This window comes from Cohnella caldifontis, assembly GCF_029360585.1.
Classification (GTDB): domain Bacteria; phylum Bacillota; class Bacilli; order Paenibacillales; family Paenibacillaceae; genus Cohnella; species Cohnella caldifontis.
Genome location: NZ_JAQZSJ010000002.1, coordinates 99,972 through 125,660 on the forward strand (window position 1 = coordinate 99,972; position 25,689 = coordinate 125,660).

A 25,689-nucleotide genomic window follows, 5' to 3' on the forward strand; every position below is an offset into this window, starting at 1 on the left:
CGCACTTGTGTTAAAACACGCCGGCCGATGCCCGGCGGACCGTTTGTATTCGGAAGCGGCTTGGCCTATAATGAGGGCGCGTTGCATTCCAATCCGAAGGATCGTGGACACCATGAACAAACCGGGATGGTTCGCGCGTGCTCTTATTTTGTCACTCGCCGGCCTGTCCGCATGCACGCAGATCGAGCCCGGGGCTGCTTCATCCCCGCCGCCGAAAGAGCGAATCGCGCCCGAACAAACGGCTTACCGTCCGCCCCCCGTGAACAAAATCGTTGTCGTCGTTGAAGAGAACCGCTCGTACGGCGAAATCTCGGGCAATCCCGAAGCGCCGTACATGAATGATTTGATGCGGGCTGGAGCGAACTTAACGAATCATTTCGCTACCCGGCACCCGAGCCAGCCGAATTACTACGATCTTTTTTCCGGTTCGAACCAAGGAATCAAGAATGACGCGCCTCCGAAAAAGACGTTCAACACGGCGAATCTCGCCTCCGAATTGATACGCAAAGGTTACACGTTCGGCGGTTATTCGGAGAGTTTGCCGAAAACGGGCTTTACGGGACCGTACGATTCGAAATTCAAATACGCAAAAAAACACAATCCGTGGGTCGGCTTCTCGAACGTACCGGTTTCCGCCAACATGCCCTTCGCGGAATTTCCGAAGGACTACGCCAAGCTTCCGACCGTATCCTTCGTCATCCCCGACTTGGATCACGATATCCATGACGGCACGATCAAGCAAGCGGACGATTGGCTGAAGCAAAATTTGTCCGGTTACGTAGATTGGGCGATGAAGAACGACAGCTTGCTTATCCTCACCTGGGACGAAGACGACATGAGCGCCAAAAACCGGATTCCCACCGTGCTGGTCGGACCGATGGTTAAACCCGGGAACGATGAGGAGAAATCCGATCATTACTCCGTGTTGCGAACGGTCGAAGATTTGTACGGCCTGCCGGCGCTCGGCGCCAGCAAACAGGCCAAGCCGCTGAATGTCTGGAAACATTAATGTGGAATCATGAATGATCGACTTTTTGAACTTCTCAACGACATGGCGGGCCGATTCGACTCGGTAGACGATTGGATGGAGTTTTTCGCGCAGGACATGATCTGGTTGATGCTGGGGATCGTGGTGATCCTATGGTTTACCGGCAAGACGTCCAATCAGAAGCTGGCATTTTTCTCCGGATTGTCGGCCGCCTTATCCCTGTTGCTCGCGAGCTGGCTCGTATCGCCGATGGCGAACCATCCCCGTCCTTTCGTAGGCCATACCGTTCACCTGCTGATCCGTCACGCCGCGGATCCGTCCTTTCCGAGCGATCATGCGACGCTCGCTTTCTCCCTCGCGTTCAGCGTATTATTCGTCAAGAGGCGGCTGGGGACCTTGCTGTTGGCCATGGCTGTTTTGGTCGGGATTTCAAGGATTTACGTCGGCGTCCATTATCCGGGCGATATCCTCGGCGCGATGCTCTTGTCCGGAATCATCGCTTTCGCCGTCCGGAAGAACCGCGAGCGGATGGACGGTCTTTCCATGATCTTCATTCGGCTCTATCGCAAACTGACCGGCAAGCTGAAATTCCTGCCTCATTCCTAAAACCGTAACGACGGATCCGGCCGATCGGCTTGGCCCTTGAGGCCGCAAAGGAGTCCCGCATGTCCAAACGTTTCTTCGCCCTTCTGCCCGGTTTAGCCGCGTTCGCCGCGGCCCTGCTGATGATTCCCCGATTTTCGTACGACGACCCGGACACGTTCTGGCATTACGAGTTGGGCCGGTACATGATCGATCATCGCACGATCCTCCATCACGCCATCCATACGTTCTACGGCGACCGCCTTCCTTACATCCCGCACGAATACGCCTTTCAGATCGTGCTCGCGCTGCTGGTCCGTGTTTTCGGCTGGCCGGGCGCCTATCTGCTTACGGCGTCGTGCCTGCTGCTGACGATCGCCGGCATGGACCGCCTGGCCCGCGTCTCCAGGCGGGAGCTCGGGCTGGACGAACGGCGGGACCCGGTCCTCCTGCTGATCCTGTTGCCGGCCGCGTGCTGGGTCTATTATTGTTACTTTACGATCCGTCCGCAAATGGTCTCCGCATGGATGATCGTCTGGTTTTTCGTCTATCTCCGCGAGTTCCGGCACGTGCCCCGCATCCGGTTCGCGGTCCTGACGGGTGCGTTATCGTTAGGCATCGCCAATTTCCATGCCGGCATATGGCCGGTCGCCGCCGTCTTCACGGTCATGGCGGCGATCGAAGCGCTGCGGGAACGCCAATGGACGAAGCGCCATGCGTGGACCTACGGAGTGATCTTCTTGGCCGGACTGCTGAATCCCGGCGGGCTGAAAAGCTTGCTGTTCATTTTCGCGGTCACGAAAGGCCGGTTCAATCTGCTCATCAACGAATGGCAGCCGATCGAATTTTCCAAGCCGGAAAACTTGCCGATTCTGCTCGCGCTGATGTTTTTCGCGGCCATCCTCCCGTTCGCGCTTCGGGGCAAGCTGTTTCGCTACCTGTTCATGCTCGGCATCCTGTACCTCGGGGTATCCAGCTATAAGCAAAACCTGTTCCTCTGGCTGTTCCTTCCTTATTTCGCCGCCGCTTTGCCGGATTCCGTTCCCATGCTCAATAAGAACCGTTTCCGCCTTCCGATCCGTACGCGCTGGCTGTTGCTGCCCGCGGCGGCCGGCCTGGTCATCAACGCGATATCGGTGTTCGCCGTTCCGCCTACCGTCAACGCGGGAGAATATCCCGTCAAAGAAATGGACTATATCCTTCGGCAGGCGCCGGACGGGGTCCGTCCTCGGGTGATGGCGCCATACGGAGCGTCGGGATACGTCATGTACCGCGGCGGAGACGTGCTGTGCGACGGCCGGCAGGATCCGTTCGTCACCGACGAGTCGAAAGGCGCTCTCGGCTGGAACGCGTTTCAGCGGTCGATGTACGGCTTCGGCGAATATTTGCCCGAGATCGTTGCCTCCGATCATCCGGACTACGTCATCGCCCGCAGCGGCGTGTCGGCCAAATTGCTTCAGGACTGGACGAGAACGTTCGGCGAACCGGCGTACCGAGGCGACTTCGGCGTCGTCTTCCGAATCGGCAAGCCGACTGGATCGGAATGACCCCACATTTTGGGACTCGCGGACCCCCCTCGCTTTTTAATAGAATAGAAGATATGGTCTTCTATTCTTGCATCGAGTGGGTGAATCGTGTGATCCGCAGCATCTCCCTGATTTGGACGGCCGCCGCGGCGGTCTTTTTCTCTTTCCTTGGCGCTTCCTTGCCGTTGGCTGTGCCGTCGGCAGCGGCGGCTTCTTCGCTTCCGTTCCAGGACATCGGCGGTTCCTACGCCAAGGACGCGATCGCGAGGCTCTATCAGCTCGATTTGATAGACGGCACCGGCAACGGACGTTTCGAGCCGTACCGGGTGGTTACCCGGGCGGAGTTCACCGCGATGGTCGATCGGCTGTTCCGGATCGAACCGGTGGACGGCGCGATCCCCGTCTTCGCGGACGTGCCGCGGCAATCCTGGGCTTACCGGTGGGTTGAGTCCGCCGCGCAGCTCGGACTCGTGACCGGCGTCTCGGCGGACAAGTTCGGGCCGAACCGGGCCGTTACCCGGCAAGACGCCGCCGTCATCATTGCCCGTGCGGCGAAGCAGACGGACGTATCGGCGACGACGGCATACTCCCCCGTCTATCTGGACCAAGCCGGAATCGCCGGGTACGCCCTTCCATCCGTGCTGCGATTAACGAAGCTGGGCCTGATGCAAGGATACGGCGGCTCTTTCCGTCCCGCCGGTCCGATTACCCGGCAGGAAGCGGCCGTCCTGCTCGACAAGATCGTCCGTGCGAGCGGATGGATGACGCAAATCCAGGCCTCGCCGAAAGCGAAAGTCCAGCTTGGGTGGCAATACGGACTCACGACGGCCCAATTCGAGAAAGAAATTTTATCGTCCAACGTGAACACGCTCGCCCCTCGGTGGTTCTACTTGGAAAGTACGGGAATCGAGCTTTCCTCCGGCTACGACGCCGCATTGACGGAATGGGCGCACCGAAACGGCTATCCGGTATGGGCGATGGTCGGCAACCATTCCGACCAGAGCGTGACGCATGACCAGCTGTCGGACGCGAAGCTCCGAGCCGCGGTCGTCGCCGAATTGGCGAAAGAAGCGAAAGCGAAAGGACTCGACGGCCTGAACATCGATTTCGAGAACGTGGCGCCGGCCGACCGCGCGGCGTTCACGGCGTTCATTTCCGAACTGTCTGCCGCGTTGCGCGGGATCCCGGCGACGCTCTCGGTGAACCTTTCCCCGGACATGGGAACCGATTGGACGGCCGCCTACGATTACGCCGCATTGGGGCGAGACGCAGACTATATCGTATTGATGGGCTATGATGAGCACTGGAGCAACGATCCGGTGCCCGGCTCCGTCTCGTCCTTGCCTTGGTTGTCAGAAGGCTTGCAGACGTTGCTGCGGAAAGTGCCGGCGAATAAGGCCATCCTCGCGATGCCCTTCTACACCCGGGACTGGACGGTAAACGGCGGCGCGGCCGTTTCCTCGGAGGAATGGAGCCTGCCTTGGCAGAACGATTTCGTCGCGCAGCGTTCCCTTCCCACGCTCTGGAACGCGGAATCGGGCCAATATACGGCATCCTATTGGAACCAAGGGAAGCTCCACGAGATCTGGCTGGAGGACGGCCGCTCGTTGTCCGAGAAAATGAAACTGGGCGAAGCTTCCTCCATCGCGGGGTACGCATACTGGTACATGGGCGGCGAAAGCCCGGACGTATGGGTCAGCCTGCGCAACGCAATGAGATACGCGTCGTACCGGTTCAACTGAACTCCCGTTCCCGCGGCTACTTTTTCAAATGGTACGGCACGGTCGTCACGACGACGTCCTGCCGGTACAGCAGGCGCGTCCGCAGCAACAAACTCGTCTGGTTGTGGAGGAAGTGGTGCCAGCCCTTCCTCGGAAAGAATTGCGGGATCACCACCGTCACCGTATAATTCGATTCTTCCGCTTTGCGGCTGACCGTGTCGATGAATTTGCTCAGCGGCTGGAGGATGCTTCGATAAGGCGAGTAAAGCGTCACCAGCCGGATCTCCGGCATCCATTCCCGCCATTTCCGCTCAAAACGCTCCTCCTCCCCCCGCTCGAACGGAACGTGCACCGCGATAATTTGATCCGCGTGCAGCGTTCTCGCGTAATTGACGGAGTTCTCCACGACGCGGGTGATGCCTCCCACCGGGAGGATGACGACGTTCCCTTCGATCCGCAGCGCCGGTTCGCCGGGGACGACCCTGAGCTGCTCCCCTACGGCGTTATAGTGCTTTCGGATGCGGTGAAACCCGTAAATGAGCAGCGGCAGAAACACGAGTACGGGCCATACCCGTCCGAATTTCGTGACGAAGAAAATGCCGGTCACCGTCAAGCAAATGAACGCCCCGACCGCGTTAACCGCCAGCTTTCCCTGCCAGCCCCTCGGTTTTTCCCGGATCCATTTGACGATCATCCCCGTCTGGGACAACGTGAACGGGATGAATACCCCGACCGCGTACAGCGGGATCAAATGCTCCGTTTGCCCTTGGAACGCGATAATCAAGAGGATCGAGAGCAAGCCGAGAAACAGGATGCCGTTGGAATACCCGAGCCGGTCTCCCCGGACGGTGAACATGCGGGGAATGAACCGGTCGTTGGCCAGATTCACCGCCAGCAACGGAAAGGCGGAATATCCGGTGTTCGCGGCGAGAATCAGGATGAGCGCGGTCGTTGCTTGGATAAAGTAATACATCCAGCCCCTTCCGAAGGTCGTTTCCGCGAGTTGCGACAGCACCGTGACCTCCGGATCGGGCACGACCCCGAAATCGTAAACGAAATAGACGATGCCCGCGAACAAGACGGCCAGCAGGAGTCCCATCGCCAGCAGCGTTTTCGCCGCATTGTTCGTAGCGGGGGCCTTGAAGTTGGGAATGGCGTTCGAGATGGCTTCCACGCCGGTTAAGGCGGAACTGCCGGAAGCGAACGCGCGGAGGAGCAGGAACAGGCCGACGCCGGCAACCGGCGTGCCGATCGGCGTTTGAGGCTCGGGCAGCGCAACTCCGGAGAATTCGCGGACGAGGCCCGCGACGATGAGGACGAAAAGCGCGGCAACGAACAAATACACGGGGTAAGCCAGGATCGAAGCGGACTCCGTCACCCCTCTTAAGTTCAGAACGGTAATGAAAACGACGAAGGCGACGGCGATGGGAACGGAATACGCATGCAAGACGGGAAACGCCGACGTAACGGCGTCCGTTCCCGCCGATACGCTGACGGCAACCGTCAGAATATAGTCCACGAGCAGCGAGCCCCCGGCCACCAGGCCGGGGTACAACCCCAAGTTTTCTTTGGAAACGACGTAGGCGCCCCCGCCGTGCGGGTACGCGAAAATGATTTGCCGATAGGACAGGATCAAGGCGGTCAACAGGACGAGTACCCCGACCCCGATCGGGACGGAAAACCAGAAAGCCGCCGGACCGACTGCCGCGAAGGTCAGCAGGATCTGTTCGGGACCGTACGCGACGGAGGACAAGGCGTCCGACGACAGGATGGCCAGCGCTTTCGTCTTGATCAGCTTCTGCTCCCCTAATTCGGCCGACTTCAGCGGACGGCCGATCAGCCATCTTTTCAGGGACCAACCCAATACCGCTCACCACCGCAACGGAATTTCCCGCTCATGGTGGTAAGTTCCCCCGCTCCCGGGACGTTTAACCGCAAGCGGAGTTTCACTTCCTCAGATGGTAAGGCACCGTGGCGATGACCACGTCTTTCTGGTTGAACAAATACGCCCGAAGGAGCAGGCTCGACTGGTTGTGAAGCATATGCTGCCACCAATGCTTCACGATGAATTGCGGGATCAGCACGGTCAGATGGTCCGTCTCCGCTTTTTTCCACTCGACCGTTTCGATGAACTTCACGATCGGCCGGGTAATGCTGCGGTAGCTGGACCGGAGCACGATCAAGCGGACGCCGGGATTCCAGTCCTCCCATTTTTTCTCCATCCGTTCGATTTCTTCGTCGTCGAACCCGACGTATACGGCGATGACGTTGTCCGTCAGGGATTTGGCGTAGCTGAGCGAGTTCAAGACGACGCGCGTGATCCCGGCGACCGGCACGACGATCGTGCTGCCCTTGATGACCGGTTTGTCATGGCACGGATCGATGCGGAGCTGATTCGCCGTGTTCGCGTAATGCCGGTAGATTTGATAGAACAGATAGATCACGGCGGGCAGGAAAACGAAGATCATCCATACCTGATGGAACTTGGTGAAGATGAAGATCAGCGTAATGCTGAGCGTCGTCAGCATGCCGACCGTATTGACCGCGAATTTGATCGCCCATCCTTGCGGCTTCCGGCGGATCCAGCGGACCATCATCCCCAGCTGAGACAACGTGAACGGGATGAAAACGCCGACCGCATACAACGGAATCAAGTTTTCGGTGTCGCCGTGGAAGGCCGCGACGAGCAGTGCCGACAACACGCCGAGAAAGATGATGCCGTTCGAGAATCCGAGGCGGTCGCCGCGGACCTTGAACGCATGGGGCATGAATTTGTCCTTGGCCAGCATGAACGCCAGCAGCGGAAAGGCGGAATACGCCGTGTTGGCGGCAAGGAACAGGATCAGGGCCGTTACGCCTTGAATGGCATAGTAGACGGCGCCCCGTCCGAACGTGGCGTCCGCGATCTGGGACACGACCGTTTCCTTCGGATTCGGGGATATGCCGAACCAATAGGCCAACAGGCTGATCCCGATGAACATGGCGCCAAGGATGGCGCCCATCATGACCAGCGTGGCGGCAGCGTTCCGTTCGGCGGGTTTCTTGAAGTTCGGAATCGCGTTGGAGACCGCTTCGACCCCGGTGAGCGCCGAACAACCCGAACTGAACGCCTTGAGCAGCAGAAAGAGGCTGATGTTGGAGACCGCCGTCCCCCACTCCGGCACGTCGGCGTGTACGCCGCCCGTCAAATACTTGACGAACCCGGACACGATGAGGACGAAGATTGCCGCGACGAACAAATAGACGGGTATCGCCAGGACGGAAGCGGATTCCGTGATCCCCCTCAGGTTCATGACCGTCAGGAACGCGATCATGACGAGCGCGATGAGCACGCGGTGGTCGTGCATCGAGGGAAACGCGGACGTGATCGCGTCCGTACCGGCGGAGGAACTGACGGCCACGGTCAGGATATAGTCGACGAGAAGCGATCCGCCCGCCAGCAGTCCCGCGGGAACGCCGAGATTGTCTTTGGCGACGACGTAGGCCCCGCCTCCGGCCGGGTAGGCGTAGATCGTTTGGCGGTAGGACAAGACGAGAACCAGCAATAGACCGAGCACGGCGAACGAAATCGGAATCGAGTACCAGACGGCGGCGAACCCCGCGGCCATCAGAACGATCAAGATTTGCTCCGTTCCGTAAGCCACGGACGATAACGCGTCGGACGAAAGTACCGCGAGCGCCTTTAATTTCCCGAGTTTCTCTTCTTCGATTTCGGCGCTTCTGAGCGGGCGGCCGATCAAGAACCGTTTGAACCTGCTGACCATTTCCGGATGCAGACTCCTTGTGATGGGATTCGACGAGAACGACAAAAAAGCCGCAGGAAAGCAGGGCTTTCCGCGGCTCGCCTTGCGGCGCAAGGCAGGCGTGAACATTCCCTCTTTCGGACGCTTACGAGGTTAGCTGACGGATTCGGGCACGAAAGCAGCCCTACGCCGGCCTGTCAAGCGCGGCGATTCACCCCGAAAGCCGGATCGGTCGATCCGGCCTTCATTGGTTCCCCCGTTTCCGGTTTGGCGGAATTCAGCGATCAGGTATTGTCGATATGTTGGATCACGAAATGAATCATACTCCCTTCCGACGCGGCGCGCAAAGCAAGGTTTGCCTCGTCGTCGGAGGTTTCCGGCATCTACAAGTTCCGTACAGCGCTTACATCGGGATCGCCCGCGGATTCCCTGCGTTTTTCGGGCGGAATCTCGCGATATTGCCGGAAAGTCTCGTTCTGCTAAGGGCTTTACCGTGACGGCCCCATGCGGAGGCTTGATGAGGAGGCCTTGATCCTCAAGCGAAATCCGTTTCAAACACGCATTCATATCGTTCGGCATGAGGATATTTTTGACCGAGACTCGTGATTTCGAATCCGATGCTCCGATAAAAATCGACCGCGTCATCGTCGGTCTCCAGTTTGATTTTTTTGGGTTTAATCAAATCGATCAATTCCAAGATCATGCCTCTGCCATATCCCAAGCCTCTGTATTCCGGATCAACCGAAAGATGGCGGATATAAATCCCTTCGTCTGGCAGGGATCGATATCCGATGACGCCGATGATTTCTCCGTCCAGCGAATATCCCATCAGGATATTGTCGTTCGATTCGTACGATTCCATTGCGGCCTTCAACTTTTCCGGATCCGGAAAAACGGAGTACCCTACCAATTCCATGATGGCATCGTCATGTAATTTGTCTCGGATGGGGATCAGCACCATCGACACCTCTTCCTTTTCGCTATCGTTTGAGACGAGCGTTTATAACCGTCAAGGATTTTCCGCTTCCACGATCAGGAACAGGTTCTTGTACATCCGCTCCGTCCGCCGGATCCGAAATCCCGCCTGCTCGACGTGCTGTAAGGTGTTCCGATTCAGATGGCATCCCCCGCACATCCGCTTCCAAGCCGGCGTCAGCCAATCCTGCAGCTTTCCCAGCGCGGGTTGGTCCATCTTCACGTGTTCGAACAGCACGAGGGTGCCGCCCGGTTTGCAAACTCTGCGAATCTCTTCCAGGGCGGTCTTCGGGTCCGGAATCGTGCAGAACACCAGCGTTCCTACGGCCGCGTCGAAGGTGTCCGATTCGAAGGGGAGCCGCTCGGCTCCCGCGTCAATCACTTCGATCGGCACGCGGGACTGACGGGCACGCTTGGCGGAAACTTCCCGCATGACCGGCTCGGGTTCGATCGCCGCGACGCGATCGGCTTGGCGATAATAGGGGAAATTCACGCCGGTGCCCGAACCGATTTCCAGCACGGCACCCCGGATCTGCGGCAGCAAACGTTCCCGGACCGGATGGCATATCCTTCTCTCCACGGGTCCCATCAAACGGTCGTAATATCGGTTGAAAAACGAGCCCATTCGTCCTAGACACCTGCCGTTTACTTGGTAACCAGCCGCATGATCGTATCGACATCCGGAATCCGATAGACGCCGTCTCCCTTGGCGTTCACGACCATCACGCCCGAAAGGATCGTAAAGTAAGAGGCGATGATTTCCTCCAGGTCACCCGCCGCAATGTCGCCGGAGCGCTGCCCCTCTTCGAAGATGGGACGCATCAAGTCGACGTAAGCTTTCATCGAATATTCCGAAAAAAGCTCTTTGATCCGATCCGGCAAATCATCCGACATGCGCGCTTGATAAATCAACAGAAAGTAGTACTTGCCCTCATCATTCAAGATGGATTGGGTCAAAAACCGGATTTTCTCCAGCGGGGCTATCGGCAGATCCCGAAGGCTTTTCGTTGCGGAATAGGAGATGTCTATCGCTTCTTGGACGAGGGCGATAAGGGCTTCGTCTTTCGACTTGAAGTAATGGTAGAAAAGCCCCTGGCTCACCCCCGCTTCCGCGACGATCATGCTGATTTTCGTTCCGTCGATTCCCCTCCGGGCAAAAACCTTAAGCGCGGCCCGCATGATCTGATCTTTGCGTTCGTCCCGAATTTGGCTTAATTGCTCTTTGCTTAAAGGCGACAAAGTCCGGCCTCCTAGTTAGAAAAATACCGCTTCACTTGTTGTACCACCCCGGACGGCCGATGTCCATTCAACGGAGCCATGTGACCGGATTTCGGCAGGATCAGCGTCTTCGGATTGGACAGGGTCTGCTCGAGAACCCTGATCGAAGGTACGGCCTCCTTGCTTTTGCCGCCCGCCATATCGGAATGGACTGATTGACGGAAACGCCAGGTTCATAGAGGGCGAGTTTCGTGAATCTCCCGTTCGTTCTGGCCGTTTCCAACGCAACGAGCCCTCCATAGCTATGTCCGAATAAATAGGCAGCTCCCGTCGCTTCCTGTACGGCCGTCAAGTCCTCAATCCTTGAATTTTTCCCCCCTTCCCAATTCCCGCCTGCCCGCCTATAATGAAACCATAAAAGTGAGTCCTCACTCATTTTCATCGCAAGGAGGATGGTTCCATGGGTCAATCACCCGCGGCGGAGAACGTTCCCCTCGTCGAAATCCGCGGCGTCAGCCGGCGGTTCGGCGCCAAAACCGTGCTGGACGACGTCTCCCTGAACGTCGAGCGCGGCGAGATTTTCGGGCTGCTCGGCCCTTCCGGATCGGGCAAAACGACGCTGATCAAGCTGATTACCGGAATCGACAAAGCCGACGAAGGCACGGTTCGGATGTTCGGCGAGACCATGCCGAAGCTCTCGTTGCTGCAACGTTACGGCTACATGGCGCAATCGGACGCCCTCTACCAGGAGCTGACCGCGCGCGAGAACCTGCGGTTTTTCGCGTCTCTTTACGGACTCGCGGGATCCCGGCGCGAAGAGCGGATCCGCGCCGCCATGGAAATCGTCGATCTAAACGACCATTTGAATAAAACTGTATCCGCCTATTCCGGAGGCATGAAACGGCGCCTTTCCCTGGCCATCTCGCTGCTGCACGAGCCGGAGCTGCTGATTCTGGACGAACCGACCGTCGGCATCGATCCCGTGCTCCGCCGGTCGATCTGGGAAGAGCTCCTGGCGCTGCGGGACCGCGGCACCTCGATCGTTCTGACGACGCACGTCATGGACGAAGCGGACAAATGCGACCGTATCGGCTTGATCCGGGATGGCCGCCTTACGGCCGTCGACACCCCGCAGGGGTTGAAAAACAGAAGCGGAACCGATTCGATCGAGCAAGCGTTTATCGTCCTTGGCGGAGGTGCCCCATCATGAGAACGCGCGCCCTTGCGGTTCGGATCATCCGGCAGTTCCTGCGGGACAAACGGACGATGGCTTTGTTGTTCCTGGCTCCCCTGCTCGTGCTGACGTTGATGCATTTCGTGTTCAACGGGCAGACGGTCAAACCGGACGTCGGGGTCGCGGGGATCCCGTCCGCGGTCACCGCGAAAGTGGATCCGGAAACGGCCCGGATCGTCGATTACCCGGATCGGAAAGAAGCCGAGGAGGATTTGCGCGACGGCAAGCTGGATGCGGTCATCTCCATCGAGAACGGCAAGCCGGCGATCCTGCTGGAGGGCACCGATCCTTCCATGGCCAAGGCCGTCCAGCTTCTCTTGCAAAAAACGCTCCAGGCCGATATGCTGACGGTACAGCCGCAGATTTCGTATCTATACGGGGACGAGGATTTGTCCTCTTTCGATTCGTTCGGTCCGGTCCTGATCGGCTTCTTCTCGTTCTTCTTCGTCTTCCTGCTCGCGGGCGTCTCGTTCCTGCGGGAGAGAACGACGGGGACGCTGGAAAGGCTGCTGGCGACCCCGATACGCCGTTCCGAAGTCGTGGCGGGGTACTTGCTCGGCTTCGGCTTGTTCACCTTGGCGCAGGCGACGCTGATCGCCTGGTTCTCCATTCGCGTGCTTGGGATCTACATGGCGGGTTCGGTGTGGTTGGTGTTGCTGATCAATTTGCTTCTCACGCTGACGGCGCTGACCTTGGGCACCCTGCTGTCCTCGTATGCCGGAACCGAATTCCAGATCATTCAATTCATCCCGCTCGTGATCGTGCCGCAAGTATTTTTCTCGGGCTTGTTCAACCTGGAAGCCATGAATCCTTGGCTGCAGAAGCTGAGTTATGTGATGCCGCTGTATTACGGCGCCGACGCCATGCGGGACATCATGCTTAGGGGCAAGGGTTTGGCAGGCATACAAGTCGACATCTACGTGCTGCTCGGTTTCTCGGTCCTGTTCGCGCTGCTGAACGTTGCCGCCTTGAAGAAGCAAAGAACGATCTAACCTAACCACTAAACGGACGATCAGGGGGGATGCCGCATGTCCGAAGCCATGGAACCCTGGCTGGCCGAGCTGATGGGCGCGGGCTCCTCCGGAGAACGGATGACGGAGAAACAAAAACGCATTTTCGAAGCGGCCGTCGAGGTATTCGCGGAGAAAGGTTACTCCGCCGCCTCGACGAGCGAAATCGCCCAGCGCGCGGGGGTGGCGGAGGGAACGATCTTCCGCCATTACCGGACGAAGAAAGAACTGCTCATCGCGATCGTCGCCCCGGCCATGGTGCGCATGCTGGCTCCGTTCGTCCTCCGGGAATTCCGCGACGTTTTCAAAACCGATTATGAAACGATCGACCAGTTTTTGCGGGCGATGATCGAGAACCGAATCGAATTCCTGGAGAAAAACAAAAGCTTTCTGCGCATCCTGCTGCAGGAGCTGCCGTTTCATCCGGAACTGCAGGAGCAGCTTCGGAGCGTCGTTTTTCCTCAAGTGAAAGAACGTATCGAGAAAGTCATCGACCGTTTCCGGGAAAAGGGCCAGCTGATCGAGCTTCCGTCCGTCACGATCATACGCCTGGTCGCCTCCGCGGCGATTGGATACGTGCTGATGCGGACGTTCTTCGGCTCGTCCGGCAACCCGGAGTGGAACGATACGCGGGAACGGCAAGCGACCATCGATTTTATCCGGAAAGGTTTGACACCCTAGAAATGAACGACACCCGGCCTTTGCCCGACAATCCATTCCCGAGAACGCCGCCGATCGCCCCCATATTCCCGCTGCTGGTCGGCATGATCGCGATCTCGTTCGCGCCTATTCTCGTCAAATATTCGCAGGCGCCAGCCTCCATCCAAGGCATGTACAGGATGCTGTTCACGCTGCTGCTCATGCTTCCGTTCGGAAGAAAGCAGTTGCCCGCCATCCGCGGCATCCGGCTGAAGGACTGGGGGCTGCTGGCGCTGGCCGGCTTCTTCCTGGGCCTCCATTTTCTCTGGTGGATGATGTCCATGGATTTGACGTCGATTGCCAGCTCCACGATCATCTTGTCGTTGGAGCCGGTCCTCGTCATGATCGGATCCTTTCTCCTCTTCAAGGACAAGCCTTCGAAAATGGGGATCGCGGGGCTGCTGACCGCCTTCGCCGGCATCTTATTCGTCGGTTCCGGAGATATGGGCATCTCAAGGTCGGCCGTCACCGGGGATTTCCTGTCATTCCTGTCCGTCTTGTCGATCGCGGTCAATATGCTGATCGCCAAACGGATATTAGAACGCGTCCCCTCCTACTTGTACAGCCTTGTCGTATTCGCCGTCGCCTTTCTTTTTTTCGCCTTGTATAATGCGGCGACGGGCACGCCGATGTTCGGCTATCCGCCCCGGGAGTGGCTGATTTTCCTCTTGCTCGCCATCGTGCCGACGGTGCTCGGCCATATGATTTTCAACTGGCTTCTCGCCTACGTGAGCGCCACCACGATCTCCATGAGCGTATTCGCGGAACCGGTCGGCGCCAGCCTGCTCGGCATCGCGCTGTTCCGGGAAATGCTGAACCCGTTTCAGCTGATCGGAGGCGCGCTCGCCATTATCGGACTGCTGCTGTACTTGAAGCCGACAAGCCAACCGAAATAAAACGCCTTCACACGACGGGAGGATTCGTAGGAAGCTGAACGTTCTGCGTGAAGTCGGGCTTGGTCAGCGGGCAGTTGACCAGCGGAGCGGCATCGGGGATGAATTCGGTCAATTTGCGCATGAAATAACACGTCTCCGGCAAATGGTGCTCCAAAAACCGCAGCGTGGTGCGGCTGACCAACTCTGTCCCCCGGTACATGCGAATCACCGTGAGGACCAAGGAGTTGAACGCTTGGACGGATTCCAGCGCTTCGCGGGCCAGCCGGATTTGCACGGGCAGGTTCGCGGGTGAGAAGCGGAGATAGCCGCGGATGAGTTCGTTTTGCGTGAATAATCCTCGGAATGCAGCCGCGGACGCCGCCGTCTGCGCAAGCAGATCCGTTTCCCCGGGATCGAGGATATTGGCGAGAAGCAGCGCGTGCCCCAGCTGATCCTCGAGCCACAGATCCATCAGTTCGACCAACGGCAGCGGAGGGTAAGCCTGGCCGCGCGCGGCGTAAAACAGGATGCGGTTGTATTCCTGATTCTCGTTCAGCGTCCCGTTCAAATACGTCGGAGTAAGATTCAGATTGATCCGGTTCTCCAGCCGCAGCCGCTGAAGTCCTCCCTCGAAGCGGTAATACCCTTCGGCAACGGGAGCAACCTTCGCCGCGAATGCCGAATACGATGCGCTTTCCCACGCGCCCGGACGGTCCAGCCTTTCCGATTCCGCGAGCAGCGACCGGAATGCTTCAATGTAACGCTGGGCGGAACGAACGGCCTGTTCTTCGGTCGGCGAGAGGAAGTCTCTCACGAAATACGCGTGATCCTGTAAAATTTCAAGCCAGAAGCGATGCTCCTCGTAAGGCGGAATGGAAGAAACGGTCATGACGGATCCCTCCGCTTTCGGTGGTTATCCGTTTAGCCTATGCCGCCGAAGCCGCCATTTTGCCAATATAAACGAAGCCGCCGGGGCAACGATCGCTCCCGGCGGCTTTCGATTTCGTTTATGGCATTAAAGACTTTCCGCCGTAACCTCGAACCGGTCCCCGGGCACCATCAGCTTGCCCTTCTGCCCCTGGGCCTCCAGCCGCTCGATGAACGATTGGGCGTCTTGGCGGATCAGCGGGAACGAGTTGTAATGGACCGGGATGACCAGCTTGGCCCCGAACCATTCCGCCGCCTGCAGCGCATCTTCGGGGCCCATCGTATAATGGTCGCCGATCGGCAGGAACGCGATGTCGATGTCGTGGCGGTCTCCGATCATCTTCATGTCCGAGAACAACGCGGTATCCCCGGCATGAAGCACCGTCAGCCCTTCGATCCGGATGATGAACCCCGCCGGCATCCCGGCATAGATGATTTTCCCTTCTTCCAGCGTGATGCCGGAGCTGTGGAACGCCTGGACCATCTTCGCTTTCGCGAAGCCGAGGTCCACCGTTCCGCCCATGTTCATCTCGATGTTCTTCAGCTGCTTAAAGCCCATGTATTGCGCGAGCTCCAGGATCGCGACCACCGTCGCGTCGTTCGCTTTGGCGATCGGTTCGGCGTCGAGGATATGATCCGTATGCGCGTGCGTCAGCAAAACGTATTCGGCCCGGACGTCCTCCGGCTTCGTCACCGCGATCGGATTGCCCCGCAGGAAAGGGTCGATCACCAGCGATCGGTCTCCCGTGCGAAGCTGCACGCACGAATGTCCATGATACGTGATTTCCATCGAAAATCGGCCTCCTCTATCGATTATTTGAATTGGCGCCAATCTTGCTTGCTGTTCTTCAGCAAATACTCGAAATCGTTCTCCAGGCGTTTCTGCTCGGCTTTCCGCGCGGCCTCTTCCTGTTTGCGCTTCTCCTCCCGGCTTCGGGCCTCCTCCGCCTTGAGCGCTTCCGCGCGCGCCTTCAGCTTCGCCGCCGTATCGGGATCGAGCAGGTCTTTCAGCGTGGGTGGCTTCCCATCCGGCGCCGCCTGCTGCGGCGGTCTGGCTCCGGCCGCCCGCTTCCGATTACCGGACAATTCGATCACCTCGCGAATGCTTTCTTGTGGAATTCCTCGATATGCCGGAACAAAGCCCGTCCGCCGTCTTGCGCCCGGAATCCCGGTTCGAACATCCGATACATCGCGCGGTACGTCTCCGGCACCCAAATATATTCGTGAACGTAGTCGGTCAAGACGAAACCGCACCGTTCCCAGAACCGGATCCGCTCGGCGTTCGCTTCTCCCGGATCGGCTTCCGCTTCGATCAGCAAGCCGGCCAGCTTCATCCGGTCCCTCGCCCAGGTTTCGATGTCCCGGACGAACCGGCGGCCGTATCCTCTGCCGCGAACGTCTTCCCGTACGGCCAAATAATCGATAAGCAGCAGTTCCGCCTTCGGCACCCGACCGGTTACGGCCATCGCGAGTACCTCGCCGTCTTCGGACTCCGTGTGCAGGAAGCTCAGCCGTTTGGCGAACATCCCTTCGAGAATGCGGTCCGGCTTGCGGCCCGGAGCCGGAAACGCTTGATGGTAAATCTTCAAGGCCGCCTTCCACTCGGGCCTATTAATATCGTCGAAAGTTCGGAATGCCATGTTCACTCCATGATATAAGCCAGCAGCAAAGCGGCCGTGTTCACGACGGCGTCCGCATGCGTCCGTTCCATGCCGTGGGAGGCGTGGACGCCCGGTCCGACCAACGCCGCCCGGATGTTGCTCCCGCCGCGCAAGGCGGCCGAAGCGTCCGATCCGTAATGCGGGTAAATATCGACGGCATGGGGAAGCCCTTCCCGCCGGGCCAGTTCGATCAGCTTGGTCGTCATCGCGTAATCGTACGGACCGGTAGAATCTTTGGCGCAAATCGAGACGTCCCGTTCCGTCGCCGACAGATCGTCCCCGATTGCCCCCATGTCGACGGCGATCATCTCCATAATGTCCCCGGGAATGAACGAGCTGCCATGCCCGACTTCTTCGTAGGTGGAGAAAATCATTTTCACCGGGCGCGCCGGCCGTTTCCCCTCCCGTTTCAGCCATTCCATCGCGCCGAACAGCGCCGCGACGCTCGCTTTGTCGTCCAGGTGCCGCGATTTGATCCACCCGTTGTCAAGCAGCCGGGTGCGCGGATCCCAGGAGATGAAATCCCCGACGCCGATGCCGAGCGCCAGCGCATCTTCCTTCGTGCCGACCGTCTCGTCGATGCGGATTTCCATGTTCGCTTCCTCCCGCTTCCAATCGCGGGCGTCGGAGTATACATGCACGGACGGCTTGGTGGACAACACGGTGCCTTCGTATTTCCGGCCGTCGCGGGTGTGGATGAGGCAGTACTCGCCTTCCACGGTTTGCATGGCGTATCCCCCGATCGGCGTGAACCGGAGCTTGCCGTCCGGCTTGATCGACCGGACCATGGCCCCCAGCGTATCCACGTGGGCGGTCAGGCCGACGGTACCCTCTCCTTCCCGGGACCCCGGGAGCGTTACGATCCCGTTCCCCTTGGGAGTGATTTCCATCGGATAGCCCAGCTTGGCGGTTTCCTCCGCGACCAGCTTCATGATGTCCTGGCAATATCCGCTGGGGCTTGGCGTCGTCAGCAGCTTTTGAAGGAACGCCATTATGTAATTTCGGTCGAGTTGGGGTCGAAGCGGTTCGGACAAAACAAGACTCTCCTTTGCGAATGGAGCGGTTTTCCGCGCGATCCGTTTTCCCCATTGTACCATTTCGAATCCGGAAGTTCACACGGCCTTTTCCTCCGACCCGGCGATCCGGAACGGGATCCGGATGCCGAACCGCGCGCCTTTCTCCCGCCCGGTTTCCGCCCAGATCCGTCCGCCCATCGATTCCACCAGGTTTTTGCAGATGGCGAGTCCCAGACCGGTCCCCTCGTTCTTGGCACGCGTTGAAAGCTGGGAGAAGGGGACGAACAGCAGATGGAACTGGGAAGGGTCGATCCCGATGCCGGTATCGGACACCGTGCATTCGACCGCGGCGGTGCGGGAATCGGAAGCATGTTCCGAAACCTTCAGCTCGACTTCGACGCAGCCGGAATCCGTGAATTTCACCGCGTTGCCGATCAGGTTCACCAGGACTTGGCGCAACCGGCTCGGGTCGCCGAATACGAATTCGGGTACGCCTGCGTCCGTGCGGCAAACCAAGTCGATTCCTTTCTCTCTGGCCGCGATGGCGAACAATCCGGAAGCCTCTTGCACGCAGGAGGCCAAATGGAACTTTTCCTCGGCCAGCTGCAGGGCGCCCGCTTCCATTTTCGAGTAGTCGAGTATGTCGTTGATGACCCGGAGCAGCGACGCTCCGCTTCTCTCCTGGACTTCCAGCATCTCCCGCTGCTTGGGGGTCAGTTCCGATTCCATCAGGATTTGGTTGATCCCGATCATTCCGTTCAGCGGCGTCCGGATCTCGTGGCTCAGCATGGCCAGGAAATCGCTTTTCATCCGGCTCACGCGCTCGGCGGCTTCTTTCGCGCGGATCTGTTCGCGTTCCGCTTGGCGCTGGGCGGTAATATCCCGGCCGATCGAATAGATGTACCGCTTGCCATCCAGATCCAGGTGGAAAAACGTAAGGCTGATGAGCAGCGGATTGCCCGCCTTGTCTACGATTTCGGCTTCCAGCCGCCGGGAGATTTCATCGGTCGCGGATTTCCGGTATTGGCTCCGGACGGCGGTCATGTCCAGCTCGCTGCGGTACAGCTCGCGAAAGGTGGAGGCATCCAATTCTCCGGGAGCGTAACCGGTCAGCCGATAGACGGCCGGGTTGGCGCTGACCACGCGGTCTTGCTCGGGATCGTAGCAGATGACCATGTCCGGGCTGTTCTCGAACAAGGAAATATACCGCTTGCGATGGTCTTCCGCCAGCCGGACGGCCCGTCTGCGCTCGCGGGAGGCCCGGATCATGAGAACGACGGATAATGCCGACAGCAAAATCAAAACCAACTCCAACATTCGTGCGTACGGTGCCGTCATCCGCAAACGCCCTCCGATCGATGCCCCGGCGGTCGTTCCATCCATCCTCCCGGCCGACCCTTGGCATCAGCGTTGATAATAAGCGCGCAGCGCGTCCGCGACCTGCAGCGGATTCCGCCGCAAATCCTTGGCGCTGAAAAAGACGTCTCCCCTCACCTGAGGGCGGGATTCGTTATAGATCAACTGGTTCACGATTTCTTCCGCCGACTGCCAACCGGTCTCTTTCGTCCCCAGCTTATACGGGGCGTGGCCGATATAGAGCTTGACTCCGGTTCCGTCCACCTGATCGGCCCACCAATCCGCCAGCTTATCGTATTCCGCCGCCGGGTAGTCCATGCTCCAATACAGCTGGGGCATCACGTAATCGATCCACTTGCCGCGAATCCACGTCCGGACGTCGGCATACATGTCGTCATATGCGGTTACGCTCGCGCGGGTCGCCGATCCGGCCGGATCGTCCGCCTGGTTGCGCCAAACCCCGAACGGGCTGATCCCGTATGCCAGCCGAGGATTGGCGGCATGCACCGCAACGCCCAGCTTCCGAACGAAATCGTTGATGTTGGCGCGCCGCCAATCCCCTTTATTCGCGAAATGCCGGTCGTTGTAGGCTTGAAATGCCGCCTCGTCGTCGAAATTCCCGTCCGAAGGATAGAAATAGTCGTCCAGGTGGATGCCATCGACGGGATAACGCTTCGCGACTTCCACGATCGCGTCGATGATGTGCTGCCGCGCTTCCGGGATGCCGGGGTTGAGGTATCCGATGCCCCCGGCTTCCACGATCCATTCCGGATGCTCCACGGCCGCATGCCCGGCAGGCAGTTCCTTCTTCGAAGCCGCGCTCGTATAAGCCCGAAACGGATTGAACCACGCGTGGAACTGCATGCCCCGCCGGTGGGTTTCCTCGATCATGAACGCCAGCGGATCGTAACCGGGATCCTTGCCCGGCGTGCCCGTCAACACTTTGGACCACGGCGCGAGCTTGGACGGATATAACGCGTCGGCCGCGGAACGGACCTGCACGTAAACGGCGTTGATTCCCATCGACTGCAGATCGTCCAGCATCGCGGCATACTCCTGCTTTTGTTTTTCGGGCTGTCCGTAAGAAGCCGCGGATGGCCAATCCAAATTGTAAACGGTCGAGACCCACGCTCCCTTGATTTCATGACCGGACTTGGAATTCAATTGAATCCAGCGATTGGCCGCGTTCCACTCCACCTGCAAACCGAGGCTTTCCCCGATGAAACGCAAAGGGACCATGACCCTGCCGCGATTCAATTCGGGAGGCGCGTCGAGCGCCACGGTTTTGCCGCCGGCCGTCGCCGTGTTCTGTCCGACCTTCATCACGATCGAGACGCCGTTCCGGTTTACCGTCACGGTTTGCGATTTCTGCGTCCAAGCTACCGTCGCGCCCATACCTTGACTGACGACGCGGACCGGTACCATCGTGAAGCCGACTTTGGGCTTGATATAAGGCGGAACGTCGCTGTCGATCCGCTGCCCGTCCAAGTAGATCCGAATTTCTTTGTTCGTCTGCGCATGGCCGGTTTGCGTCAGCAGCATGCCGCCTGCCGCGATCGCCAGCATGAATCCCATCCATTTCCGTAAGCGCATACCCTCAAATCCTCCCAGAAAGTAAAAAGATTGCAAAAGGTAAGACTCCGGCGCAAACGAAACGTTGCATGCGATTCCATGAGAATTCATTCATTTTACGCAAAATGTATCGGGCAACGCAGGGAAGGTAGGTTAGCCGCAGCGGGAGAGCGTCAAATACGAGGAGGACCGAGTAAACGCGCATGAAAAAGACACCCTTTGGCGGCCCGGCCGTCTTAGCATCGCTGCCTTAGACCCGCGGCTTTGCGTCCCCGTCTTTCGGCGGGTTTGCCTTTATCAGCAGTGTCGCTGACCATTCGATGACAATCTCAGAGTATTCTCATCATACGCAACTGCTCGAAATCTTTCAATCCTTTTATTCCCAAGAAGACGGCCCGCGAAATAAAACGAACCGCCCCTGACGGAGCGGTCATCGCCGGCGCGGAATCCGCGCTTCGTTTTACATTTGGTTGAACGTGTCGGTCAGGACCGGCACGATTTGCGATTTGCGGGAGACGACGCCTTTCAGCACCGCCCGGTTGTTCTCGAGCTTCACGCCGTAAGCTTTCTCCACGGCGTCCTTCTTGGCGCCCAGCGCCACGCCGATCGAATCGTTGTTCAGGATGTCGGTCACGACGAAGAGGAACAGATCCAGCCCTTTGGAGGCGATAATGCCGTTCAGCGCATCCTCCAGCTCGGCTTGGCGGTTCAGCACGTCGTTCACGTCCACCGCGTTGACTTGCGCGATTTCCACCTTGGAGCCGCCCATTTGGAATTCCTTGGCGTCGAGGGAAATGAGCTGAGCGATGGACTTGTCGCTCAAATCCGCGCCTGCCTTCAGCATGCTCAGGCCGTACTCCTCCGCGTTAACCCCGGCGATCTCCGCCAGTTCGCGCGCGGCGGCGACGTCTTCGTCTGTGCAGGTCGGGGATTTGAACAGCAAGGAATCGGAAATGATGGCGGACAGCATCAGACCCGCGATTTCCTTGCGGATCGCCACGCCGTTCTCCTTGTACAGCTTCTTCAGGATCGTCGCGGTGCAGCCGACCGGCTCGGCGCGGTAATAGAGCGGTCCGGCGGTCTCGAAATTCGCGATGCGGTGGTGGTCGATGACCTCGATCACTTTCGCTTGATCGATGTCGGAGGCGCTTTGCTGCCGTTCGTTGTGGTCGACGAGAATGACGTTCTTCGCTTCGTTCGCGACCGTCTCCACTTGGCGGGGGGCTTGCACGCCGAACTTGTCCAACGCGAACTGCGTTTCCCCGTTGACGGCGCCCAAGCGCACCGCTTCGACGTTCCAGCCCAACGCTTTCTTCAGCTCGGCATAGGCGATCGCGGAACAGATCGTGTCCGTGTCCGGGTTTTTGTGTCCGAAAATCAAAGTACGTTCCATGTTCAGGCTCCTCGCGTGTAATTTGGCGACACAAGTATACTAAACTTGGGCTCCCTCAATCAAGAGACCGCGCGTCAAGGGTAAATCATTTTCCCGAGCACGTGGTCGAGCGGAATATATCCGATCATCCGGCTGTCCTCGCTGTTGTTGCGGTTATCCCCCATGACGAACACATGCCCGTCCGGCACGGTCCACGTTTCGTCCGATTCGTACTCCATCGTTTCTTTGATATACGGTTCGTCGAGCGGCTGCCCGTTCCGGTACACTTTATGATCCTTGAACGTCAGGACGTCGCCGGGCTTCCCGATGACCCGCTTGATAAAGAACACGCGGTCGTTCAGCGGGCGGATCAACTGCAGCAATGGATTTTCCAGCACGTCGTCCCCGAGGGAACGGCTGCGGTCCACGCGGCTGTCGATGATGACGATGTCCCCGTAATCCGGATATTCGCTGAACGTATGAGGCCATTTGGCGACGTACACCCGTTCCCGGTCATGCAGCGTCGGGTCCATGGAATGTCCTTCGACGCGGTAAGGCTGAATCACGAAAATGCCGATCAAGGAGGAGACGATCACCGCCGCTCCCAGGGTGGTCACCCAACTCCAGATTTTTTTCCATAACGCCATGTACCGACTTCGCCTCCCGTCTATTCTGTTTTCTACTATAGCAGAGCCTCGTTGAAAAAGAAAAAGCCGCCTGCGCGCGGCCGCTTCGCTGCTGCTCCTACTCTTTGTTCTCGTAGTAGACATGCCGGGCTTTGAGCCCTTCCCCTTCGATCTCCAGCACGCCGAACGAGTACAGCTTTTGCCTGCGCTTGTCGGTCGGCGAACCGGGGTTGAACAGCAGCACGCCGTTTTCTTTCTTCTGGACCGGGACATGCGAGTGGCCGAACACGATCGCGTCCACCTCATCCGGACCGAAGGAGAGCGCCGCCTGCCGCTCGGCCGTTCTCCTCGCGTTCGTCCCGTGTCCGTGCACCAATCCGATCTTCAGCTTCTCGCAAAGGATGATTTTCCGGTATCCGAATTTCGAAACGAGCGCTTCCCCGTCGTTGTTGCCTGCCACTCCTTCCACGGGAGCGTAACGGGCCAGCATCTCGTAGGTCTGTTCGCTTGTCCAATCGCCCGCGTGAAGGATCAGATCGGCGGTGCCGAGCTCTCGGACGAGGCGGGAAGGAAGCCGTTTCGCCATCCGGGGCATGTGCGTGTCGGATACGACGACGATTTTCATGCGGCGCCCCCTTTCGGCCTTATATTAGGGCAAGACGAGCTTGCCCTGATTGAACAACCGGCGCTGGTCTTCGGAAAGCCCGGCGGTCTTGTCTTTCCCTTTTCCCCCGGAGAGGACGATGCCGTATTTCTTCTGCGCGTAGTCTTGCAAAGGTTTCATTCGTTCCGGCGTCATGTCGGCGAGCGAATAACGCACCCGGATTTGCCCGAGCATGATGCCGATCGTCTCCCCGGCCAGCGCGGTCTGGGCCTGGATGCGCGCGCTGCCGTATGCGACCGCGGAGGCTCCGACGTTCTTGCCCGCCACGATCACGTTGCGGTAGCCTTTCGCCAAGAACGAACGAAGGGGCATTCCGTACCGATCGGGCGTTCCTAACCGGATCCCCCACTTGCTGTTGATCGTGCCCTGCATGTCGATCGGGTAGCCTCCGATGCTGACGTTGTCCCAGAACGATTTGCCGCCCATCAAGTCCGTGCCTTGCATCACGTATTCCGTCTCGTAACGGTCGGAGTCGCGGATGTAGAGATAGTCGGGGTAGCCGTTGATTTCCGCCTTGGACCAACCGGGAAGCGCCTTGCGCAAATACGCCAAAATCTTCACGGTCTGCCGTTTGCCCTCTTCCAGCGCTTTTCGGACGCCGGCCTCGTCCGTAGGGTCGACGCCGTAAACGAGCAAGGCGTTGATCATGACCTCGCCGCCCCGCTGATTTACCGTATTCAGCCCCCGCAGAAACCATGCGTCGCTGCCGGAGGAATAATTCGCCCCCACTTTGCCGAACCCCCACGTAAACGTGCCGTTCACGTGCGTTTCGGACCCGTATCTCGCCTCGCGCTCCTTGGGACTGAGGCTCATGACCCCTTTTTGGAAGGCGTCCCAATCGACGTTCTTGAACCGCATCATCATCGTCGATGCCATGTAATCCTTCGGACCGGCCGGCTTCGCGACGACGGATTCCATCCCGGGAATCCGGGGCAATCCCAAACGGGAGGTCAGCGCTGCGAAATCCGTGTTCTCCACGACGTATCCGGGGTAGATCGTTTTCTCCGATCCGTCTTTCGTCCGGTAGGACACGGACTCCACGAATCGGCCGGAAGCGTCGGGTTGTTGCCGGACGTCCACGCCGGTAAGCGTGACTCCGGAGACGATGGGAATGCCTTGGGCCAACGTATCGTAATATTGGCGGAATTCCTCCAGCTTGCGGATTTTCCCGCTTTTATAGCCGTCGAACAGTTCCTTCACGCGGCCTTGGAGCAGCGTCTGCCCTTGATCGCCGGTCGGCTCGTCGAGGAACAGCATCTCGCCTTCGAGCAGCTGTCCGCCCGGCTTGGCGCGCGGATCGAGCACGACGACGGACAACCCTTCGTCCGCGGCCGCGCGGGCCAAGTACATGCCTTCGATTTCCGAGCCGATCATCACGATATCGGGATGGTCGGTTACATAAGCGGCGGCGGCTTCGGCCTCCGCGGCCGGACTCCAGCCGACGGGCAGCAGCAGCGTCAAGGATAACAGGGCCAAAAACTTCGTAACGGCGGATGTTTTCATGTTCGTTCTGCGGGGGTCTCCCTCTGTCGTCTCTGGATGAGCTCCGTAGGACGGTTTTCGTAACGCTATCGGCATTATATCACCTTCACGGCCGGGTGCGGATCATTTTCTGGATCCGCCGGAAAACTAAGGGGGATTTCCCCAATCGAAAGGAGACCTGGAAGCATGAAGCCGAACCAACCGGAAAACAAAGAGCTCCGCGACTTGTCGACGCACGAGACGGCGATCACGGATCGCCATGAGACCCGTAACGTTGCGCAGCCGGCGATGATCGAGCCGGGACGTTCCCCGGGCCGGGTGCCCGACCCGAACGACGCGCGCTGACCGGCCGCTGGCCGAATCCCGGGACTGTCCTTGCCGGAACCCCATCGGCGGACAGTCCTTTTTCCCGAGTGAACGGGCAAGATCGCGAATGCGGCCG

The 25,689-nt window shown here is 58.8% G+C and carries 26 protein-coding genes and 2 riboswitches; of the genes, 9 read left to right on the forward strand and 17 right to left on the reverse strand.

Annotated elements, in window-relative coordinates:
• The first annotated feature begins 112 nt into the window (after positions 1-112).
• From PTZ19_RS03410 to PTZ19_RS03425, 4 genes are all read left to right on the forward strand, one after another.
• Positions 113-1,009: an alkaline phosphatase family protein gene (locus PTZ19_RS03410; protein WP_276352373.1), complete on the forward strand. Its 897-nt coding sequence runs from the start codon at positions 113-115 to the stop codon at positions 1,007-1,009.
• Between the two features lie 9 nt (positions 1,010-1,018).
• Positions 1,019-1,594 carry an undecaprenyl-diphosphatase gene (locus PTZ19_RS03415; RefSeq protein ID WP_276352374.1) on the forward strand — a complete coding sequence of 192 codons (576 nt, stop codon included), beginning with the start codon at positions 1,019-1,021 and terminating at the stop codon, positions 1,592-1,594.
• A gap of 59 nt (positions 1,595-1,653) precedes the next feature.
• Positions 1,654-3,117, forward strand: coding sequence for a hypothetical protein (locus PTZ19_RS03420; protein WP_276352375.1), 1,464 nt, complete (start codon positions 1,654-1,656; stop codon positions 3,115-3,117).
• Positions 3,118-3,206: 89 nt separating this feature from the next.
• On the forward strand, positions 3,207-4,838 hold the full coding sequence (locus PTZ19_RS03425; protein ID WP_276352376.1) for an S-layer homology domain-containing protein: 1,632 nt from the start codon (positions 3,207-3,209) through the stop codon (positions 4,836-4,838).
• A gap of 16 nt (positions 4,839-4,854) precedes the next feature.
• Here the strand turns inward: PTZ19_RS03425 and PTZ19_RS03430 are convergent, their stop codons facing one another.
• The 6 genes from PTZ19_RS03430 to PTZ19_RS25365 all read right to left on the reverse strand — a co-directional run bounded on the left by PTZ19_RS03430 (position 4,855) and on the right by PTZ19_RS25365 (position 11,195).
• Entirely contained in the window at positions 4,855-6,681 is a 1,827-nt protein-coding gene (locus tag PTZ19_RS03430; RefSeq protein WP_276352377.1) for an APC family permease, read from the reverse strand.
• A gap of 82 nt (positions 6,682-6,763) precedes the next feature.
• A complete protein-coding gene (locus PTZ19_RS03435) occupies positions 6,764-8,581 on the reverse strand; it encodes an APC family permease (protein WP_276352378.1) in 1,818 nt (605 codons plus the stop codon).
• Positions 8,582-8,687: 106 nt separating this feature from the next.
• Positions 8,688-8,853, reverse strand: a riboswitch (cyclic di-AMP (ydaO/yuaA leader).
• A 242-nt stretch (positions 8,854-9,095) separates the two neighbouring features.
• The gene (locus PTZ19_RS03440) at positions 9,096-9,521 is read right to left on the reverse strand and encodes a GNAT family N-acetyltransferase (protein WP_276352379.1); all 426 of its coding nucleotides are present in this window, start codon (positions 9,519-9,521) and stop codon (positions 9,096-9,098) included.
• Positions 9,522-9,569: 48 nt separating this feature from the next.
• Complete coding sequence (locus tag PTZ19_RS03445) at positions 9,570-10,160, reverse strand: class I SAM-dependent methyltransferase (RefSeq protein ID WP_276352380.1); 591 nt, start codon at positions 10,158-10,160, stop codon at positions 9,570-9,572.
• A gap of 20 nt (positions 10,161-10,180) precedes the next feature.
• The gene (locus tag PTZ19_RS03450; RefSeq protein ID WP_276352381.1) at positions 10,181-10,774 is read right to left on the reverse strand and encodes a TetR/AcrR family transcriptional regulator; all 594 of its coding nucleotides are present in this window, start codon (positions 10,772-10,774) and stop codon (positions 10,181-10,183) included.
• Between the two features lie 100 nt (positions 10,775-10,874).
• Positions 10,875-11,195, reverse strand: coding sequence for an alpha/beta fold hydrolase (locus PTZ19_RS25365; RefSeq protein WP_422614971.1), 321 nt, complete (start codon positions 11,193-11,195; stop codon positions 10,875-10,877).
• An 18-nt stretch (positions 11,196-11,213) separates the two neighbouring features.
• Here PTZ19_RS25365 and PTZ19_RS03455 point away from each other — a divergent pair, with 18 nt between their 5' ends.
• From PTZ19_RS03455 to PTZ19_RS03470, 4 genes are read left to right on the forward strand one after another with little or no spacing between them, the layout of a single operon-like run.
• On the forward strand, positions 11,214-11,963 hold the full coding sequence (locus PTZ19_RS03455) for an ABC transporter ATP-binding protein (protein WP_276352382.1): 750 nt from the start codon (positions 11,214-11,216) through the stop codon (positions 11,961-11,963).
• A complete protein-coding gene (locus tag PTZ19_RS03460) occupies positions 11,960-12,979 on the forward strand; it encodes an ABC transporter permease (RefSeq protein ID WP_276352383.1) in 1,020 nt (339 codons plus the stop codon). The genes PTZ19_RS03455 and PTZ19_RS03460 overlap by 4 nt, the downstream gene beginning before the upstream one ends.
• 36 nt (positions 12,980-13,015) lie before the next feature.
• Positions 13,016-13,678, forward strand: a complete 663-nt coding sequence (locus PTZ19_RS03465; RefSeq protein ID WP_276352384.1) for a TetR/AcrR family transcriptional regulator — start codon at positions 13,016-13,018, stop codon at positions 13,676-13,678.
• A 2-nt stretch (positions 13,679-13,680) separates the two neighbouring features.
• The gene (locus PTZ19_RS03470) at positions 13,681-14,592 is read left to right on the forward strand and encodes a DMT family transporter (RefSeq protein ID WP_276352385.1); all 912 of its coding nucleotides are present in this window, start codon (positions 13,681-13,683) and stop codon (positions 14,590-14,592) included.
• Positions 14,593-14,599: 7 nt separating this feature from the next.
• Here the strand turns inward: PTZ19_RS03470 and PTZ19_RS03475 are convergent, their stop codons facing one another.
• From PTZ19_RS03475 to PTZ19_RS03525, 11 genes are all read right to left on the reverse strand, one after another.
• Complete coding sequence (locus tag PTZ19_RS03475; protein WP_276352386.1) at positions 14,600-15,460, reverse strand: DUF2935 domain-containing protein; 861 nt, start codon at positions 15,458-15,460, stop codon at positions 14,600-14,602.
• A 126-nt stretch (positions 15,461-15,586) separates the two neighbouring features.
• Positions 15,587-16,288, reverse strand: coding sequence for a metal-dependent hydrolase (locus PTZ19_RS03480; RefSeq protein ID WP_276352387.1), 702 nt, complete (start codon positions 16,286-16,288; stop codon positions 15,587-15,589).
• A gap of 23 nt (positions 16,289-16,311) precedes the next feature.
• Complete coding sequence (locus tag PTZ19_RS03485) at positions 16,312-16,584, reverse strand: YqkE family protein (RefSeq protein ID WP_276352388.1); 273 nt, start codon at positions 16,582-16,584, stop codon at positions 16,312-16,314.
• Positions 16,585-16,589: 5 nt separating this feature from the next.
• Entirely contained in the window at positions 16,590-17,138 is a 549-nt protein-coding gene (locus tag PTZ19_RS03490) for a GNAT family N-acetyltransferase (protein ID WP_276352389.1), read from the reverse strand.
• 2 nt (positions 17,139-17,140) lie between these two features.
• Positions 17,141-18,151: a M42 family metallopeptidase gene (locus tag PTZ19_RS03495; protein ID WP_276352916.1), complete on the reverse strand. Its 1,011-nt coding sequence runs from the start codon at positions 18,149-18,151 to the stop codon at positions 17,141-17,143.
• Positions 18,152-18,271: 120 nt separating this feature from the next.
• On the reverse strand, positions 18,272-19,513 hold the full coding sequence (locus PTZ19_RS03500) for a PAS domain-containing sensor histidine kinase (RefSeq protein WP_276352390.1): 1,242 nt from the start codon (positions 19,511-19,513) through the stop codon (positions 18,272-18,274).
• Between the two features lie 66 nt (positions 19,514-19,579).
• The gene (locus tag PTZ19_RS03505) at positions 19,580-21,124 is read right to left on the reverse strand and encodes a family 10 glycosylhydrolase (protein ID WP_276352391.1); all 1,545 of its coding nucleotides are present in this window, start codon (positions 21,122-21,124) and stop codon (positions 19,580-19,582) included.
• A gap of 197 nt (positions 21,125-21,321) precedes the next feature.
• A riboswitch (cyclic di-GMP riboswitch) is annotated at positions 21,322-21,406 on the reverse strand.
• Between the two features lie 157 nt (positions 21,407-21,563).
• A complete protein-coding gene (locus PTZ19_RS03510; RefSeq protein ID WP_276352392.1) occupies positions 21,564-22,496 on the reverse strand; it encodes a manganese-dependent inorganic pyrophosphatase in 933 nt (310 codons plus the stop codon).
• A gap of 74 nt (positions 22,497-22,570) precedes the next feature.
• A complete protein-coding gene (lepB, locus tag PTZ19_RS03515; RefSeq protein WP_276352393.1) occupies positions 22,571-23,122 on the reverse strand; it encodes a signal peptidase I in 552 nt (183 codons plus the stop codon).
• 97 nt (positions 23,123-23,219) lie between these two features.
• Positions 23,220-23,726 carry a metallophosphoesterase family protein gene (locus tag PTZ19_RS03520; RefSeq protein WP_276352394.1) on the reverse strand — a complete coding sequence of 169 codons (507 nt, stop codon included), beginning with the start codon at positions 23,724-23,726 and terminating at the stop codon, positions 23,220-23,222.
• 24 nt (positions 23,727-23,750) lie between these two features.
• Positions 23,751-25,268 (reverse strand): FAD-dependent oxidoreductase, encoded by a 1,518-nt coding sequence (locus PTZ19_RS03525; protein ID WP_276352395.1) that lies wholly within the window; start codon positions 25,266-25,268, stop codon positions 23,751-23,753.
• A gap of 165 nt (positions 25,269-25,433) precedes the next feature.
• Here PTZ19_RS03525 and PTZ19_RS03530 point away from each other — a divergent pair, with 165 nt between their 5' ends.
• The gene (locus PTZ19_RS03530; protein ID WP_276352396.1) at positions 25,434-25,592 is read left to right on the forward strand and encodes a hypothetical protein; all 159 of its coding nucleotides are present in this window, start codon (positions 25,434-25,436) and stop codon (positions 25,590-25,592) included.
• The last annotated feature ends 97 nt before the right edge of the window (positions 25,593-25,689 follow it).